This window comes from Mesorhizobium sp. C120A (assembly GCF_030323105.1).
Taxonomy (GTDB): Bacteria; Pseudomonadota; Alphaproteobacteria; order Rhizobiales; family Rhizobiaceae; genus Mesorhizobium.
This window is the reverse complement of record NZ_CP100476.1, coordinates 1,165,121-1,179,983: the sequence shown is the minus strand read 5'-3', so window position 1 is coordinate 1,179,983 and position 14,863 is coordinate 1,165,121. Positions and strand designations below refer to the sequence as shown.

General features: G+C 63.7%; 18 protein-coding genes. 10 read left to right on the top strand and 8 right to left on the bottom strand.

Annotated elements, in window-relative coordinates:
* Positions 1-14: 14 nt before the first annotated feature.
* From ruvB to NL532_RS05795, 5 genes are all read right to left on the bottom strand, one after another.
* Positions 15-1,052, bottom strand: a complete 1,038-nt coding sequence (gene ruvB / locus NL532_RS05815; RefSeq protein WP_023688958.1) for a Holliday junction branch migration DNA helicase RuvB — start codon at positions 1,050-1,052, stop codon at positions 15-17.
* Positions 1,053-1,095: 43 nt separating this feature from the next.
* Positions 1,096-1,716 (bottom strand): Holliday junction branch migration protein RuvA, encoded by a 621-nt coding sequence (gene ruvA / locus NL532_RS05810; protein ID WP_023737864.1) that lies wholly within the window; start codon positions 1,714-1,716, stop codon positions 1,096-1,098.
* Between the two features lie 10 nt (positions 1,717-1,726).
* Positions 1,727-2,233: a crossover junction endodeoxyribonuclease RuvC gene (gene ruvC, locus NL532_RS05805; RefSeq protein WP_023688957.1), complete on the bottom strand. Its 507-nt coding sequence runs from the start codon at positions 2,231-2,233 to the stop codon at positions 1,727-1,729.
* A 67-nt stretch (positions 2,234-2,300) separates the two neighbouring features.
* Complete coding sequence (gene rcdA / locus NL532_RS05800; RefSeq protein WP_023688956.1) at positions 2,301-2,831, bottom strand: protease adaptor protein RcdA; 531 nt, start codon at positions 2,829-2,831, stop codon at positions 2,301-2,303.
* Positions 2,832-3,217: 386 nt separating this feature from the next.
* Positions 3,218-3,598 (bottom strand): hypothetical protein, encoded by a 381-nt coding sequence (locus NL532_RS05795; protein WP_023668767.1) that lies wholly within the window; start codon positions 3,596-3,598, stop codon positions 3,218-3,220.
* 310 nt (positions 3,599-3,908) lie between these two features.
* On the opposite strand from NL532_RS05795, the gene NL532_RS05790 reads away from it, so the two are divergent.
* Entirely contained in the window at positions 3,909-4,460 is a 552-nt protein-coding gene (locus NL532_RS05790; RefSeq protein WP_023700285.1) for a DUF2269 family protein, read from the top strand.
* Positions 4,461-4,467: 7 nt separating this feature from the next.
* Here NL532_RS05790 and NL532_RS05785 read toward each other — a convergent pair whose 3' ends face one another.
* Positions 4,468-5,238 carry a sulfite exporter TauE/SafE family protein gene (locus NL532_RS05785; RefSeq protein WP_023668765.1) on the bottom strand — a complete coding sequence of 257 codons (771 nt, stop codon included), beginning with the start codon at positions 5,236-5,238 and terminating at the stop codon, positions 4,468-4,470.
* Between the two features lie 231 nt (positions 5,239-5,469).
* Between NL532_RS05785 and NL532_RS05780 the strand changes: the two genes are divergently transcribed.
* A complete protein-coding gene (locus NL532_RS05780; protein ID WP_023668764.1) occupies positions 5,470-5,928 on the top strand; it encodes a GNAT family N-acetyltransferase in 459 nt (152 codons plus the stop codon).
* On the opposite strand, the gene NL532_RS05775 is transcribed toward NL532_RS05780, so the two are convergent.
* Positions 5,925-6,362 (bottom strand): Lrp/AsnC family transcriptional regulator, encoded by a 438-nt coding sequence (locus tag NL532_RS05775; RefSeq protein WP_023704892.1) that lies wholly within the window; start codon positions 6,360-6,362, stop codon positions 5,925-5,927. The two genes, NL532_RS05780 and NL532_RS05775, sit on opposite strands and share 4 nt — an antisense overlap.
* Positions 6,363-6,491: 129 nt before the next feature.
* On the opposite strand from NL532_RS05775, the gene NL532_RS05770 reads away from it, so the two are divergent.
* The 3 genes from NL532_RS05770 (at position 6,492) to NL532_RS05760 (ending at position 9,310) form a co-directional block, all read left to right on the top strand.
* Complete coding sequence (locus NL532_RS05770; RefSeq protein ID WP_023728626.1) at positions 6,492-7,409, top strand: DMT family transporter; 918 nt, start codon at positions 6,492-6,494, stop codon at positions 7,407-7,409.
* Positions 7,410-7,551: 142 nt separating this feature from the next.
* Positions 7,552-8,199, top strand: a complete 648-nt coding sequence (locus NL532_RS05765) for a thiamine phosphate synthase (RefSeq protein ID WP_023716070.1) — start codon at positions 7,552-7,554, stop codon at positions 8,197-8,199.
* Between the two features lie 46 nt (positions 8,200-8,245).
* On the top strand, positions 8,246-9,310 hold the full coding sequence (locus NL532_RS05760) for a tetratricopeptide repeat protein (protein WP_023716069.1): 1,065 nt from the start codon (positions 8,246-8,248) through the stop codon (positions 9,308-9,310).
* Positions 9,311-9,319: 9 nt separating this feature from the next.
* Here the strand turns inward: NL532_RS05760 and NL532_RS05755 are convergent, their stop codons facing one another.
* Complete coding sequence (locus tag NL532_RS05755; protein ID WP_023829281.1) at positions 9,320-10,336, bottom strand: zinc-dependent alcohol dehydrogenase family protein; 1,017 nt, start codon at positions 10,334-10,336, stop codon at positions 9,320-9,322.
* Between the two features lie 100 nt (positions 10,337-10,436).
* Here NL532_RS05755 and NL532_RS05750 point away from each other — a divergent pair, with 100 nt between their 5' ends.
* The 5 genes from NL532_RS05750 to NL532_RS05730 all read left to right on the top strand — a co-directional run bounded on the left by NL532_RS05750 (position 10,437) and on the right by NL532_RS05730 (position 14,863).
* Positions 10,437-11,300, top strand: coding sequence for a LysR family transcriptional regulator (locus NL532_RS05750; protein WP_023829282.1), 864 nt, complete (start codon positions 10,437-10,439; stop codon positions 11,298-11,300).
* 141 nt (positions 11,301-11,441) lie between these two features.
* On the top strand, positions 11,442-12,008 hold the full coding sequence (gene efp, locus NL532_RS05745) for an elongation factor P (protein WP_023668757.1): 567 nt from the start codon (positions 11,442-11,444) through the stop codon (positions 12,006-12,008).
* A gap of 22 nt (positions 12,009-12,030) precedes the next feature.
* Complete coding sequence (locus tag NL532_RS05740) at positions 12,031-12,831, top strand: inositol monophosphatase family protein (protein ID WP_023684166.1); 801 nt, start codon at positions 12,031-12,033, stop codon at positions 12,829-12,831.
* Between the two features lie 110 nt (positions 12,832-12,941).
* Positions 12,942-13,658, top strand: a complete 717-nt coding sequence (gene trhA / locus NL532_RS05735; protein ID WP_023829283.1) for a PAQR family membrane homeostasis protein TrhA — start codon at positions 12,942-12,944, stop codon at positions 13,656-13,658.
* A 179-nt stretch (positions 13,659-13,837) separates the two neighbouring features.
* The gene (locus NL532_RS05730; protein ID WP_023668754.1) at positions 13,838-14,863 is read left to right on the top strand and encodes a MotA/TolQ/ExbB proton channel family protein; all 1,026 of its coding nucleotides are present in this window, start codon (positions 13,838-13,840) and stop codon (positions 14,861-14,863) included.

Genomic DNA, 14,863 nt, shown 5'->3' with positions numbered 1-14,863 from the left:
AGGACAAATCTCCGTTACTCTTCCTGGAACAGGTTGATCTGCTGCTGCGCCAGATCCTTCGGTGCGTCGAGGCCGAGATGGCGCCAGGCATTGGCGGTCAGCACGCGGCCGCGTGGCGTGCGTTGGATGAAACCCTGCTGGATCAGATAGGGCTCGATAATGTCCTCGATGGCGTCGCGCGGCTCGGATAGGCCGGCGGCGATGGTTTCGATGCCGACCGGCCCACCACCGAAATTGCGCGCGATCATCGAGAGATAGCGGCGGTCGAGCGCGTCGAGGCCGAGCGCGTCGACCTCCAGCCGCGTCAGGGCTTCGTCGGCAACCTGCTTGTCGACGTGACCGTCGCCGGCAACGGAGGCGAAGTCGCGCACCCGGCGCAGCAGCCGGCCGGCGATGCGCGGCGTGCCGCGGGCGCGACGTGCGATCTCCAGCGCGCCATCGTCGCCAAGCGGCATTTGCAGGATGCGGGCGCCGCGCCGCACGATCTGCTCCAGTTCCTCGACAGAATAGAAATTGAGCCGCACCGGAATGCCGAAGCGATCACGCAGCGGGTTGGTCAAAAGGCCGAGCCTGGTGGTGGCGGCAACGAGCGTGAAGCGGGCAAGATCGATCTTGACCGAGCGTGCCGCCGGACCTTCGCCGATGATCAGGTCGAGCTGGAAATCCTCCATCGCCGGGTAAAGGATCTCCTCGACTGCCGGATTGAGCCGGTGGATCTCGTCGATGAACAGCACATCGCGGTCTTCGAGATTGGTGAGAAGTGCGGCGAGATCGCCGGCCTTGGCGATCACCGGACCGGAGGTCGAGCGGAAATTGACGCCGAGCTCGCGCGCCATGATCTGCGCCAGCGTTGTCTTGCCAAGCCCCGGCGGCCCGACGAACAGCACATGGTCAAGCGCCTCGCTGCGGCCCTTGGCGGCCTCGATGAAGACTTTGAGGTTGGCCCGCACCGCGGCCTGGCCGACGAAATCGGCGAGCGTCTGCGGCCGCAAGGTCTGCTCAGCATCCTCGCCGCGCTTTTCCGGGGCAATGAGGCGGGGTGAAAGGCTCATGCGGCCTTCCTCGCACAGGGCAAAGGACCGGACAAGCAATCACTCACCGCGCCAGTTCCTTCAGCCCGAAACGAATGAGCTTCGAGGCATCGGCGTCCTCGCCGGCCGTCTTCAGCGCCGCCGCGACAGCATTGGCTGCGGTGTCGCGCGAATAGCCGAGATTGACCAGCGCCGAGACGGCGTCGGTGATCGGCGCCGGCGCCACGCCTTCCCCGAGCTCCTGCTTAAGGCCGATGGTGCCGGAGGCGGTTCCGGCATAGGCCGGCGCCTTGTTCTTCAACTCGGTGACGATGCGCTCGGCCACCTTCTTGCCGACGCCGGGCGCGCGGCTGACCATGGCGATGTCGCGCAGTGCGATCGCATTGGCGAGGTCTGCCGGCGCCAGCGTCGACAGGATGGCCAGCGCCACCTTGGCGCCGACGCCTTGCACATTGCTCATCAACAGCCGGAACCACTCGCGCTCAAGCACCGACTGGAAACCGTAGAGCCGGATCATGTCCTCGCGCACATAGGTCTCGATGAACAGCACCACCGCCTCGCCGGGCGAAGGCAGCGCGGCCAGCGTGCGCGCCGAGCAATAGGCGACATAGCCGACGCCGTGCACATCGACGAGGCAGAAGTCCTCGTCGATCTCGTCCAGCGTGCCTTTCAATTTGCCGATCATGCGTGATCCCTCATGCCAGCGCCATCCTGTAGGCGACGCTTTGCCGGTGATGCGCGTGGCAGATGGCGATAGCTAGCGCGTCGGCGGCATGTTCGGTGTCGAAAACGGCTTTCGGCAACAGCACCTTGACCATCATGTGGATTTGCTTCTTGTCGCCATGGCCAACGCCGATCACCGCCTTTTTGACGGCATTGGGGGCATATTCGGCGACGACAAGGCCGGCGAGCGCCGGCACCAGCATGGCTATGCCGCGCGCCTGGCCGAGCTTCAGTGTCGCCACCGCATCCTTGTTGACGAAGGTTTGCTCGACGGCCGCTTCCTGCGGCATGGCCGCATGCAGGATCTCGGCCAGCCCGTCATGCAATTGGCAGAGCCGTGTCGCCAGCGCCGCCTTGTCGTCGGAGCGTACAGTGCCGGAACTGATAAAGCGCAGCGAGTTGCCGAGGCTCTCGACGATGCCCCATCCGGTGCGCCTCAGCCCCGGATCGATACCGATAATGCGAATCGCTTCCCTCATGCGCGAAGTCTACCTCCGGCGCACAGCGATGTCAGGGAAATGTGAACAAACCGGAAACGGGAAGCGTTTAACCTCGAGCGAAAGCCGTATTCAGCAGCGTGATCTGGTCGGAAACCGGATTGGCGCGGCGGCCTGTTACCGGCGTCTCGGCAAACGCGCCGCCATAGATCTCTTCGTCCATGCGGCGCACCAGCGCCTGCAGGCGCAGCGAGCGGGTGACGAGGTCGAGGAAATCCTTCGGCAGTTCGCCCCAGCCGACCGCTTCGTCATGCGCCGAGGCGGTGTCGAGACGCACCTTGGATTTTTCCGAGGCGACCTGGTCGCGGGTCATCTCGCCGGAATTTGCCGCCCGCTGCAAAAGCAGCCAGGAGGCGACCTGCATCAGCCTTGTGGTCAGCCGCATCGATTCGGCCGCATAGAGCGTCGCCGCCAGTCTGGACAGCTTCTTGGCCTCGGCCCGGCCCTTGCCGTCGAGATATTCCGCTGCTTGCTCAACCAGGCCCATGCCTTCCTGGTAGAGCGGTTTGAAGGATTGGGAGAAAACCCGGCGTTCCGCCAGCTTGATGGTTTTCGCGCTGCCCTTCGAAGGCTCGTTCATCGATACGCCCCTGCACTGCCCCGTCGGCTGATTCGGCTTCATCGCCGTCACGCCGGCACCCTAGATGACTGAAGCTTGAAAATGCGCTTCGCCGCCGGCGAAGGCAAGCACATGTTTAACAAACGGTTAACGCCTGCGCAGGGGCGCCAAGCGGACCAAAAGCAGACAAAAAAAGAGCCGCGGATAAGGCGGCTCTCAGGAGTTCAACAGGGAGGCGTCAAACGAAGTGGCTCCAACCACTCGGTAAGAATCCAGATCACTGGATGGACATAGTAAACACCTGTAAAGCTTAATGAACCCTTAACGGCGCGGATATTTCTTGATCGACCGCTGCCCTTCTGTGCCGTCTCAGCACAACGGCCCCCGAAGCCTGATCGTCAGCTTGTTCATGCCTTCTTCCACACAGCCGGCAAGGAAATGAAGGCGAACAGCAGCATTGCCGCATAAAACCCCATCGAGGAGGAAGCCAGCACCGGCTCGATCTCCGGATGGCCGGCAAGTTCAAAGTAAAGCCCGATCATCAGTGCGATGCCGCAGATTGCCGTCAGCCAGAAATGCACGACGGCAATCGTCTTTTGCCCGACCGCTGGAAACAGGTGGTAGAAGAAGGCAAACACCGCCGACATCAGCCAGCCCGCCACCATGGTGTGCGCGTGGGTCGGCATCTGCCCATGGTCATTGGAGATCGCCATATGCAGGCCGAGCGCCATGCCGCACAGGGAATAGATGACGGCCAGGGTGAAGAAATTTCGTGCTACGCCTTGCATGGGATACCCTCGATGGTTGTTGCAGACTTGGTCCGACCGCGCGCGGCCAAAATGGAGCGTCGGTCGCGAGCGGCTTAGTCCCCGCAGGTTTCAGGATCATGCCGCGAAACCAGCCAATGCCGACACGGCGTCCATCCGGCAAATGCCGGGTATTGTGCGGGCTGCGGTAAAATCCGGCGACGGCGCCACCGCAACAAGCCGGCACCCACGCGGCATCTTCTGGATACATGTACGGAGATAATCCGCCCTCCTTCGGAAGCAGACGCGCGAAAGCAGCGTTTACCCCCGGAACGATGCACAAGGAGCGGCAATGGACTGGTATTCTCTCTTCAAATTCCTGCACGTCATGGCAGCGATCCTCTGGCTCGGCGGCGGTTTCGCCATGCTGCTGATTTCGATACTCGCCGATCGCGCCGGCGACGACGAGACGCTGATGGTCATGCTGAGAACGACGGACAAACTCGGCTTGCGTCTGTTCGTGCCGGCGTCCGTCGCGACCCTGGCTTCTGGCCTGGTGCTGACTTCGCTATGGACCGGCTTCTCCGACCTTTGGGTCGTCATCGGCCTTTGCGGCTACGCCGCCGCGTTTCTGACCGGTATCCTCGTGCTGAAGCCTTCGTTCGAAAAGCTTGCCACAATGCTTGCCGCGGACGGCATGACCCCGGCTGCCATAGCGTTTGGGCGCCGCATGATACGGATCGTCAAGTTCGATTTCGTCATCATGATCGTCGTCGTCGCCGACATGGTGCTGAAGCCGACCGCGCACGACATCGCCACTCTCGGCGCAATGGCGGTCGTGGTCATGGGTGGTGCATCGCTGACCTTTGCGAGCGCCCCGCGAACCAAACCGGCAGCCGCCTGAGCGGGATTTAGAGCAGGCCGGCGATCCCGTCCCAAAGCAGCTTGACCGCGACCACGGCCACGGTCGCGTAGGTGAAGGGATAAAAAATCTCCGGCCGCATGCGCCGCACCAGCCAGGCGCCGGCGATGGTGGCCAGCGGCGCCAGCGGCATCAGCACGGCCGACGCCGTCAGGTTGGCGGTGTCGAACTGGCCAAGCGCGAAGTAGGGGATCAGCTTCAGCGCGTTGGTGGCGGCAAAGAAGATCGCCGATGTCCCCGACAGCACCTTCGGATCGAGCCGGATCGGCAGCGCATAGACCTGGAAGGGGGGCCCGCCGACATGGGCGACGAAGCTGGTGAAGCCGGCGACGGTGCCCCAGAAGGCGGCGGCGATGCGGTTGGGCGCCGCCGCATGGTCGGAACCGTGGCGGAACTGGAGATAGAGCCAGCGCAGCACGAAGATCAGCGCGACAGCGCCGACGATCAGCCGCACCATCTCTTCGGTTACGAGCGCTGCCGTCAGCCAGCCGAGCCCAATGCCGATCACCGCGCCCGGCATCATGTCGACCAGCATCTTTCTGTCGTAGACGCCCCACCACGTCCACACCGAAACGATGTCCATCAGGCACAGGATCGGCAGCAGGATGGCCGCCGCCTGCACCGGCGGCATGGCCAGCGCCATCAAAGGCACGCCAACGAAGCCGACAGCGCCGCCGAAGCCGCCTTTCGACAGCCCGACAAGTATCACCGCCGGAATGGCGGCGGCATAAAACCACGGATCGGCGAGCAGACCTGACATGAACTGGAAATGCTGGAGGGAAGACGGTTGCCCTGCAATAGCCCAGAAACCCTTGCGCCGCGACCGGGAAAATGCCGGCCGTGTCGATCAACTGTGCGTAAAGCGACGGTTCCGGATTTACGGCAAGATCGCCGCCGATGCATAAGGGCGCCGTCCGATGCACATCAGGTTTTGACCCCAGGTTTTGGCCCCAGGTTTTGACCCCAGGTTTTTGACCCCAGGTTTTTGACAATGAGCGAACCCCACATCCGCCGCGCCGAAGCGGCCGACCTGCCTGCCATCGTAGCCATGCTCGCCGACGATCCGCTTGGCCGCAGCCGCGAGGATGCGACCGAGCCACTCGCCAAGGCCTATCGCGACGCCTTTGCCGCCATCGACGCCGACCCCAACCAGTTTCTTGCCGTGATGACGGATAGCGGCCGCGTCATCGGCACGTTGCAGATCAGCTATCTCGCCGGGCTGTCGCTGCAGGGCGCCTTGCGCGGCCAGATCGAGGCTGTGCGCGTCGTCGCAGACCGCCGCGGCGAACGGCTGGGACAGCGTCTGCTGGAATGGGCGATCGAACAGTGCCGTGAACGTGGCTGCAAGATTATCCAGCTGACCACCAACAAGAGCCGCCAGGACGCGCATCGCTTCTATGACCGGCTCGGCTTCAAGGCCAGCCACATCGGTTACAAATTGGAGCTTTAGTTCAGCGGTGGAGGACGGCGCCGGATCGGCTGCGCCTTGATGATGGCGGTGCTGGTTTCCGCCTTGTCGGCGATGCGGTCGAGAAGCTTGTCGAGCTCGCCGATGGAGCGCACGTAGAGCCGGGCCACGAAACAGTCGTCGCCGGTGACCTTGTCGCATTCGCCGAATTCCGGGATCTCCTCGATCAGCTTCTGCACGATGTGCAGCTTGCCCGGCAGTGGCCGCACCCGCACGATCGCCTGCAACGGAAACCCCAGCGCCTCCGGGTCGATCTCGATGGTGAAGGCGCGGATGACGCCGCGTTCCTCGAGCCGCCGCAGTCGTTCCGAGACGCTCGGCGATGACAGCCCGACCTGCTGCGCCAGATCCTTCAACGAAGTCCGCGAATCCAGGATCAGGATGTCGAGAAGCTTTCTGTCCAACTCGTCCAGCATTTTCATCTCCTCGCAAAAGGGCAGCGCGCGCCTTGTTAAATAAGGTCCTGCCCCCCTATCACCTTTCATAGGGTATATAAACCCTCAAGATGGCATGAGATTATGGCCTCAACAGATAGAGGTATTGTCATGGACAACACGGTACGCGGCACGATCGAGATGACGGCGGCGATGACGATTGTCGGCACGATCGGCTGGTTTGTCGTCATGTCGGGCCAGCCCGTTATGGACGTGGTGTTCTGGCGCTGCGCCTTCGGCGCAGTGGCGCTGCTGATCACCTGCGCGGCACTCGGGCTGCTGCGCGGCAGGCTGACGCTGCGCATTGTTGCCATCGCCGCTCTTGGCGGCGCGGCTATCGTCATCAACTGGCTGTTGCTGTTCAGCGCCTTCTCCCGCGCCTCGATCTCGATTGCCACGGCGGTCTACAACACGCAGCCCTTCATGCTGGTCGGCTTCGGCGCGCTGTTCTTCGGCGAGCGGCTGACCCTGGCCAAGCTGACCTGGCTCGGCATCGCGTTCGCCGGCATGCTGCTAATCGTGCAGACAGGGCCCGATGCGGGTGTCGGTTCCGGCATAACCGGCACAGATTATGTCATCGGCATCGTCATGGCGCTCGGAGCGGCCTTCTTCTGGGCTGTCGCGGCAATCGTCGCCAAGAAGCTCAAGGGCACCCCGCCGCATCTGATCGCGCTGATCCAGGTCTGCGTCGGCGTCGTCATGCTGGCGCCCTTTGCCAACCTCTCGCATTTGCCCGCCGATGCCTGGAGCTGGGCCATGCTGGCCATGCTTGGCGTCGTTCACACCGGCCTGGTGTACATATTGATGTACGCCGCCATCCAGAAACTGCCGACGCATCTGCAGGGGTCGCTGTCCTTCATCTATCCTGTCGTTGCGATCCTGGTCGATGTGATGGCCTTCGGCCACCGGCTGCATCCGGCCCAGCTCGTCGGCGCAGCCGCGATCCTGATCGCCGCCGCCGGCATGAATCTCGGCTGGACTTTGTGGAGGGCCAAATCGCCGGCCGAAAGCCCGCAAGCCGTCAAATGAGCCGCAGAGCGTCGGCTCGCCGGCGATCGTAAACCAAAGCCAGCGCATCGTTCCCCGCCCGCCTGTTCAAGGCGGGCGCTTTGTTCTATGCCGCAATGCAACCATCTTCGCCGGGCATAGGCGAAACCCGGGATCGAAAGCCATGAACGACGCAACACCCCCCAACCGCTGCCGCATCGTGCTGATCGCACCCAAGGACGCTCCGGCGCAGCGCATTGCGGCTGCCTTCGACGGCGGTGATATCGCTTCGCTGATCCTGCCTGAGAACGGCATGGACGAGGCTGCCTTCCAGGCCTTTGCAGAACAGATCGTACCGGCGGCGCAAGCGGCCGGCATCGCCGTCATCATCGCCGGCGATACCCGCATTGCCGGCCGTGTCCAGGCCGACGGCATTCATGTCGAGGTTTCCAAGGACGCGCTCGCCGAGACCATCGAACACTTCCAGGGCAAGATGATGGTCGGCGCCGGTGGCGCCAAGACGCGCGACGACGCGCTGGAACTCGGCGAAACCAGGCCCGACTACATCTTCTTCGGCCGCTTCGGCTACGACAACAAGCCGGAACCGCATCCGCGCAACCTGTCGCTTGGGCAATGGTGGGCGGACGTGATTGAGATCCCTTGCGTCGTCATGGCCGGTTCCGCCATCGCTTCGGTAGAAGCGGTGGCCGCCACTGGCGCCGAGTTCGTGGCCGTCTCAAGCGCTGTCTTCGCCGAAGGCGCCGATCCGAAGGCGGCGATTGCTGCCGCCAATGCGCTGCTCGACCAAACCGCGCCGCGCTTCGAGGGCTGACGTGCGCCGACCTGGACTTCCTCTCGCGATTCTCGTTGCAGCCTTGATGAGCGGGGCAGCGATCGCGGCGGAGACCGTTCCGCTGCCGCAGCCGAGGCCGGACACCAGCGCGCCCGCCCTCAGCGTGCCGGATGCGATCGCTCCCGATGCGGGTGCCCCAAAAGCCGGTGCCACGGATTCCGGCGCCCATATCGACAAGCCGATCGACACCCCGCTGCCGCAGCCGGCGACAACCGCGCCGCTGCCGTCGGCCGACGCCATCAACCCCGAACGTTTCGGCGCCAAGCCGGCGGACCCCGCCTATGGCGCTTTCCAGCGCGGCCTTTACAAGACGGCCTACAATCTGGCGTTGGTACGGGCTCAGAATGGCGACCCGGCGGCGCAAACGCTGGTGGCCGAGATCCTGTCGCGCGGGTTGGGCGTGCCGCTCAACCCTGCGGAAGCCGCCAAATGGTATGCGCAGGCCGCCGAGCAGGGGATTCCTGAATCGCAGTTCCAGTATGCGCTGATGCTGCTCGACGGCCGCTACGTCAAGAAGGACGAGAAGGGAGCTTATGCGCTGATGCAGGCCGCCGCCGAGGCCGGCAACCGGCTGGCGCAGTTCAACTTCGCGCAATTGCTCGTGCAGCAGGATCCGGGCGATGCCGGCATCGCCAGGGCTGTGCCTTATTATGAGCGTGCCGCGGCGACAGGGCTTGCCGACGCCCAGTATGCGATGGCGCAGGTCTATGCCAATGGCGTCGGCGGCAAGACCCGCGACGATGCAAAGGCCCGCAGCTTGCTGGCACAGGCTGCCAGGCAGAACTACGACACCGCGCAGATCGATCTTGCCGCCTGGATGATCGAGGGCCGGGGCGGTGTTCGCGACCTGAAATCCGGCTTCAACTGGATGAAGCAGGCAGCTGAAGGCGGCAATGTCGCTGCCCAGAACCGGTTGGCAAAGCTCTATATGGGCGGCATCGGAACCGACCCCGACCTGATCCTGGCCGGGGCCTGGTATGTGGTCGCCCGCCGCGCCGGCCTTATCGATCCGGAGATGGACGATTTCCTGCAAGGGCTGACCGACGATCAGACAAAGCAAGCCTTGCAGAAGGCCAACCGCCTGCCCTGACACGCAACGTCACTCTGTATGATCCAGCACGACCTTGCCGAAGGGAGAGCCGTGTTCGAGATGGCGAAAGGCCTGCGCTGCCTCTGCCCATGGGAAGACCCGGTCGATCACCGGCCGCAGCCGATTGACGGCGAGCGCCCGGTTCATCGCTTCGAAGGACTCGCGCGAGCCGACCGGTATGCCGCGTGCTTTCACCTGGCGTCGGAAGATGTCGAGCGGATTGATCACCCCTTCGCTGCCGCCGAGATAGCCGATGACGTTGATCTGGGCGCCGCGCGCCGACGCCTTGAGCGACTGCGCGAAACTTTGGGGACCACCGACTTCGATGATGTGATCGGCGCCGCGGCCATCGGTCAGCGCCAGCACGGCCGACGACCAATCCGGATTGTCGCGGTAGTTGACGCCATCATGCGCGCCAAGCCCCTTCGCCCGGGCAAGCTTCTCATCGCTGCTCGACGTAACGACGACCCGCGCGCCGGCCGCCTTCGCGAACTGCATGGCAAACAGCGATACGCCGCCCGTGCCGAGGCTGAGCACGGTCTCGCCCGGCTTGAGGTTGCCTTCCGTAAACAAGGCATGCCAAGCGGTGACGGCGGCGCAGGGTAACGTCGCCGCCTCTACGTCGCTGAGATGCGCCGGCGCGATGACAGCCGCCTGTTCGTCCAGCCGGGCGAATTCGCTCAGCAAACCGTCGATGGGGCCGCCGCGCTGGTATGAGGGTTCGGCCATGGCGAAGCTGCCGCCGACCCATCGCTGCCAGAACGTGCCGCAGACCCGGTCGCCGACCTTGAAGCGGCTGACCTCGGAGCCAAGCGCCACGACCTCGCCGACGCCGTCGGAAAGCGGCACCAGCGGCAAGGGGAATGTCGTGTGATAGCTGCCGCGCGCGATCTCGACATCGCGGTAGTTGAGCGCCGTCGCCTTTACCCTGACGATCATCTCCTGACGGCCGGGCTCCGGCATTGGTCGTTCGACCATCTTGAGGTTGTCGATGCCGCCCGGCTTCTGCAGTTCGATTGCCTTCATTGTCGTCGTCCTTTCGTTTGAAAGGAAAATTGCTTGCCAGGCGATGGATTTCAAATTCATAATGTTTACAATGATTATGCTACGAGACATGGTTCTAGCTATGCTTGAGGAATTGCGCACGCTCGCCCTGTTTGCCGAGGAGGGCTCGATCCAGAAGGTCGCCCGGCGCCTGCCGCTGACGCAGCCGGCTGTGACCCGGCAAATCCAGCGGCTGGAGGACATGCTTGGCACGACGCTGCTCGACCGCCGGCAAAAGCCGCCGCGACTGACGCCGACGGGGCTGGAAGTGCTGGCGCGCGGCCGCGATATCATCGCTTCCGTAGAAGCGCTGAAATCCTTCGCCGGAAAGACCGAGCCGGAAGGACTGTTCCGCCTGGGTCTCGCCCATGGCCTCTCGGACCGCGACATCGCCGGGGCCATCGCCAACGCCGCGGCGGCGTTCCCGAAAGTGTCGCTACGGCTCAAGACCGGCTGGAGCGCCGAACTGATCGATCAATTCGAACGCGGCGAGCTCGATGTGACGATTGTTCTGCGATCGTCGGACAAGCCAGGTCCGGAAGCGCTTGGCACTGAACGTCTTGGCGTCATAGCTGCGTCCACCGTCGCCGATCCGGAAGACGGTGGCCGGACACCCATGCCGTGGGTGCTTAGTCCGGCCCCTTGCGACGCGCGCCAGAAACTCATGTCCGTTCTGGTCGGCGGAAGGCGTTATTTCGAGATCGCGGCGGAGATACAGGATCTGGCCTTGCAGATGGAATGGGTCCGTCGGGGGCACGGCCTTGGGCTAGTGCCGTTGCGTCGTGCAAGGCGCGGACTTCCCGACGGCCTCATGCTGGTCAACACGGAAGATGTCGACCTTTCCTTGCAGGTCGCCGCACTTCGTTCGCCTCATCTCAACCGGCTGACTGAGGCTGCGGATGCCATAGTCGAGGCCGTCGGCAAAGTCATTGCAGCCCAGGTTTGAGGCTACCAGCCCTTGTCGGGCGATCTGGCATCCCTTGCCTCTCCTGCCGATTTGTGGTCTTGGGGGCCCGAAATCGCTTGTCCAGCGACCATCCCCATACCAACGGCCAAGCCGTTGGTAGCATCCCGGATCAATCTCATCATGGCCAAGATCAATGGCAACGAAATCCGTCCCGGCTATGTCATCGAGCACGATGGCGGCCTTTGGGTGGCGGTCAGGACCAACACCGTCAAGCCCGGCAAAGGCGGCGCCTACAACCAGGTCGAACTGAAGAACCTGATCAACGGCACCAAGCTCAACGAGCGCTTCCGCTCGGCCGAGACCGTCGAGCAGATCCGGCTCGACCTGAAGGATTTTTCCTTCCTCTACGCCCAGGACGACGCACTGGTGTTCATGGACACGCAGAGCTACGAGCAGCTCGAGCTGGCGAAGGATTTCGTCGGCGACCGCGCCGCCTTCCTGCAGGACGGCATGATGGTGACGGTTCAGCTCTATGAGGACAGGCCGATCGGCATTTCGCTGCCCGACCAGGTGACGCTGACCATCACCGAGGCCGACCCGGTGGTGAAGGGCCAGACGGCCGCGTCCTCGTACAAGCCGGCGGTGCTGGAAAACGGCATCCGCGTGCTGGTGCCGCCATTCATCGGCGCCGGCGAACGCATCGTCGTCGACACCAACGAACTCACCTACATGCGCCGCGCAGACTGACGCGTAGGCAGGAACAGATACGATGGCACGCTCCGCACTTCTCAATGTCATGGTCCAGGCCGCCATGAAGGCCGGCCGCTCGCTGTCGCGCGACTTCGGCGAGGTGCAGAACCTGCAGGTGTCGATGAAGGGACCGGGCGACTATGTCAGCCAAGCCGACCGCAAGGCCGAGGACATTCTGTTTGCCGAACTGTCGAAGGCACGGCCGGGCTATGCCTTCCTGATGGAAGAGCGCGGCATGATCGCAGGGGACGACGACCAGCACCGTTGGATCGTCGACCCGCTCGACGGCACCACCAATTTCCTGCACGGCATTCCGATCTTTTCCATCTCGATCGCGCTGGAGCGACAGGGCCAGTTGGTCGCCGCCGTCATCTACAATCCGGCAATGGATGAGCTCTACACCGCCGAGCGCGGCGGCGGCGCCTTCATGAACGATCGCCGGCTGCGCGTTGCCGGCCGCAGCAAGCTCACCGACTGCGTCATCGGCTGCGGCGTGCCGCATCTCGGCCGCGGCCAGCACGGCAATTTCCTCGTCGAGTTGCGCAATGTGATGGCCGAGGTCTCGGGCGTGCGCCGCCTGGGTTCCGCCGCGCTCGATCTCGCTTATGTCGCCGCCGGCCGCATGGACGGCTTTTGGGAAACCGGCCTTTCGGCCTGGGACATTGCCGCCGGCCTGCTGCTGATCCGCGAGGCCGGTGGCTTCGTCTCCGACATGGATGGCGGCCAGGATATGCTCGAAGCGGGTTCGCTCGTCGCCGGCAACGAGGTCATACAGCGCGCGCTGCTCAAGGCGGTGAAGAAGCCGCTTTCGGCGCGCTGATCACTTGGCATGCCGGCGCGGCGTGCTGAAGCGCCGCAGTCGCAAAACCGCAATCAAAGCTTGAAATACTGCCCGGCGGCCGCCCAGATAAGGGTGACGCAGGATTTTTTATGACGAGCATACCTTCACTATCCTCGCGAGAAGCGCAGCCAGACCAGCCAGTTGAAATCCCTTATGTCGGGCGTTGGCACTACTCGCGTGCGGAGATGATCGCCGATGGCATCGTCCATGCGGTCGGCATCGTGCTGGCGATAGCCGCCGGCTCGGCGTTGCTGGCGCTGGCCGCCTTCCATGCCGGTCCCGGCGAATACATCGCCGCCGCCATCTTCGTGGTGTCGCTGCTGACTGTGCTGTCGATTTCGCTGACCTACAATCTGTGGCCGGTGACGTCGCCGGCGAAGTGGATCTTGCGGCGCTTCGATCATGCGGCGATCTATCTCCTGATCGCCGCGACCTACACGCCCTTTCTGGCCCAGCTCGACGGCTCGCCGCTGGCGCTGCCGATGATTGTCCTTGTCTGGACCGCTGCTTTGACCGGCATTGCCATGAAAGTGTTCCTGCCCGGCCGCTTCGATCGTCTGGCCATTGTCTTCTATCTCGCCATCGGCTGGAGCGGCGTCGTCCTGGTCAAGCCGCTGGTGGCGACGTTGCCGACGACCTCGATCGCGCTGATTGTCGCCGGCGGCATCGTGTACTCCTGCGGCGTCATCTTCTTCGCCTGGAAACGCCTGCGCTTTCACAATGCCCTCTGGCACGGCTTTGTCGTCACCGGCGCCGGGCTGCATCTTGCCGCCATGGTCGACTGCCTGGTCGTCAACCGCCTCTGAACGGCGTGGTGCGGCCCGACAGTCGGGCAATATTGCCAAGCGCCATTCAATTTGGTCACAATTCCGTTTAGAGTCGCGAATTACGTGATCGGCGGCACTGGAGCGGTTCCAGGGAAGTATGAGCGGCTTCCCGTTCGGAATTGCGTCAAGGCAAATAGAGCATCGGAAACGGGGCACGGATGGCTTTTCTCAGATCCTTCGGCGTGGGCAGGCGTTCTGATGTCCTGATGTACGATCCGCACAAACTGTCGAGCCCGCAGGTCTTCCTCCTGACCATGGTCATCTTCCTGGTCATCGTCGCCTTCATCGCCGCCATCCTCACCCGCCAGATCTCGACCGCTTTCGGGAGCAATCCCGGCCTCAACGGCCTGATCGTCGGCGTCCTTGTGGTCGGCATCCTGCTTGCCTTCGCCCAGGTCGGACGACTGTTTCGCGAAGTGCGCTGGGTCAATTCCTTCCGCGCCGGTTCCGAAACCACCGAGCCGGTGCTGCTGGCGCCGATGAAGGCGATGATCGGCCGCTCCTCGACGGTCGCCTTCTCGACGTCTTCGATGCGCACCATGCTGGATTCGATCGCCACCCGCCTCGACGAAAGCCGCGACACCTCGCGCTATCTCGTCGGGTTGCTGGTGTTCCTCGGTCTGCTCGGCACCTTCTGGGGCCTGCTCAACACCATCGGCTCGATCCGCGAAACCATCGAATCGCTCGATCCCGGCACCGGCGACGCCGCCGCCGTGCTCGATTCGCTGAAGCAGGGGCTGTCGGCGCCGCTGGCCGGCATGGGTACGGCCTTTTCGTCCTCGCTGTTCGGCCTTTCCGGGTCGCTGGTGCTAGGCTTCCTCGACCTGCAGGCCGGCCGCGCGCAGACCCGCTTCTATACCGAGCTTGAAAACTGGCTGTCCTCGGTCACCGATCTCTCCTCCGACATCGCCGTCGCCGACCCGGCCAAGACTGAATCCTCCGACGAGATCCGGGTCCTGTCGGAACGGCTGCGCAGCATGCAGGAAAGCGGCGGCGGCTCCAATCCGCGCGTCGCCACCGCCATGGCCAATCTCGCCGACGGCATTTCCGGCCTGGTCAAGAACATGCGCTCCGAGCAGCAGATCATGCGCGACTGGGTCGAGGCCCAGTCGGACGAGCAGAAGGCGATGCGCAACACGCTGGAAAAGATCGCCGACGCGCTGAAGAAACCCGGGGTCCACTAG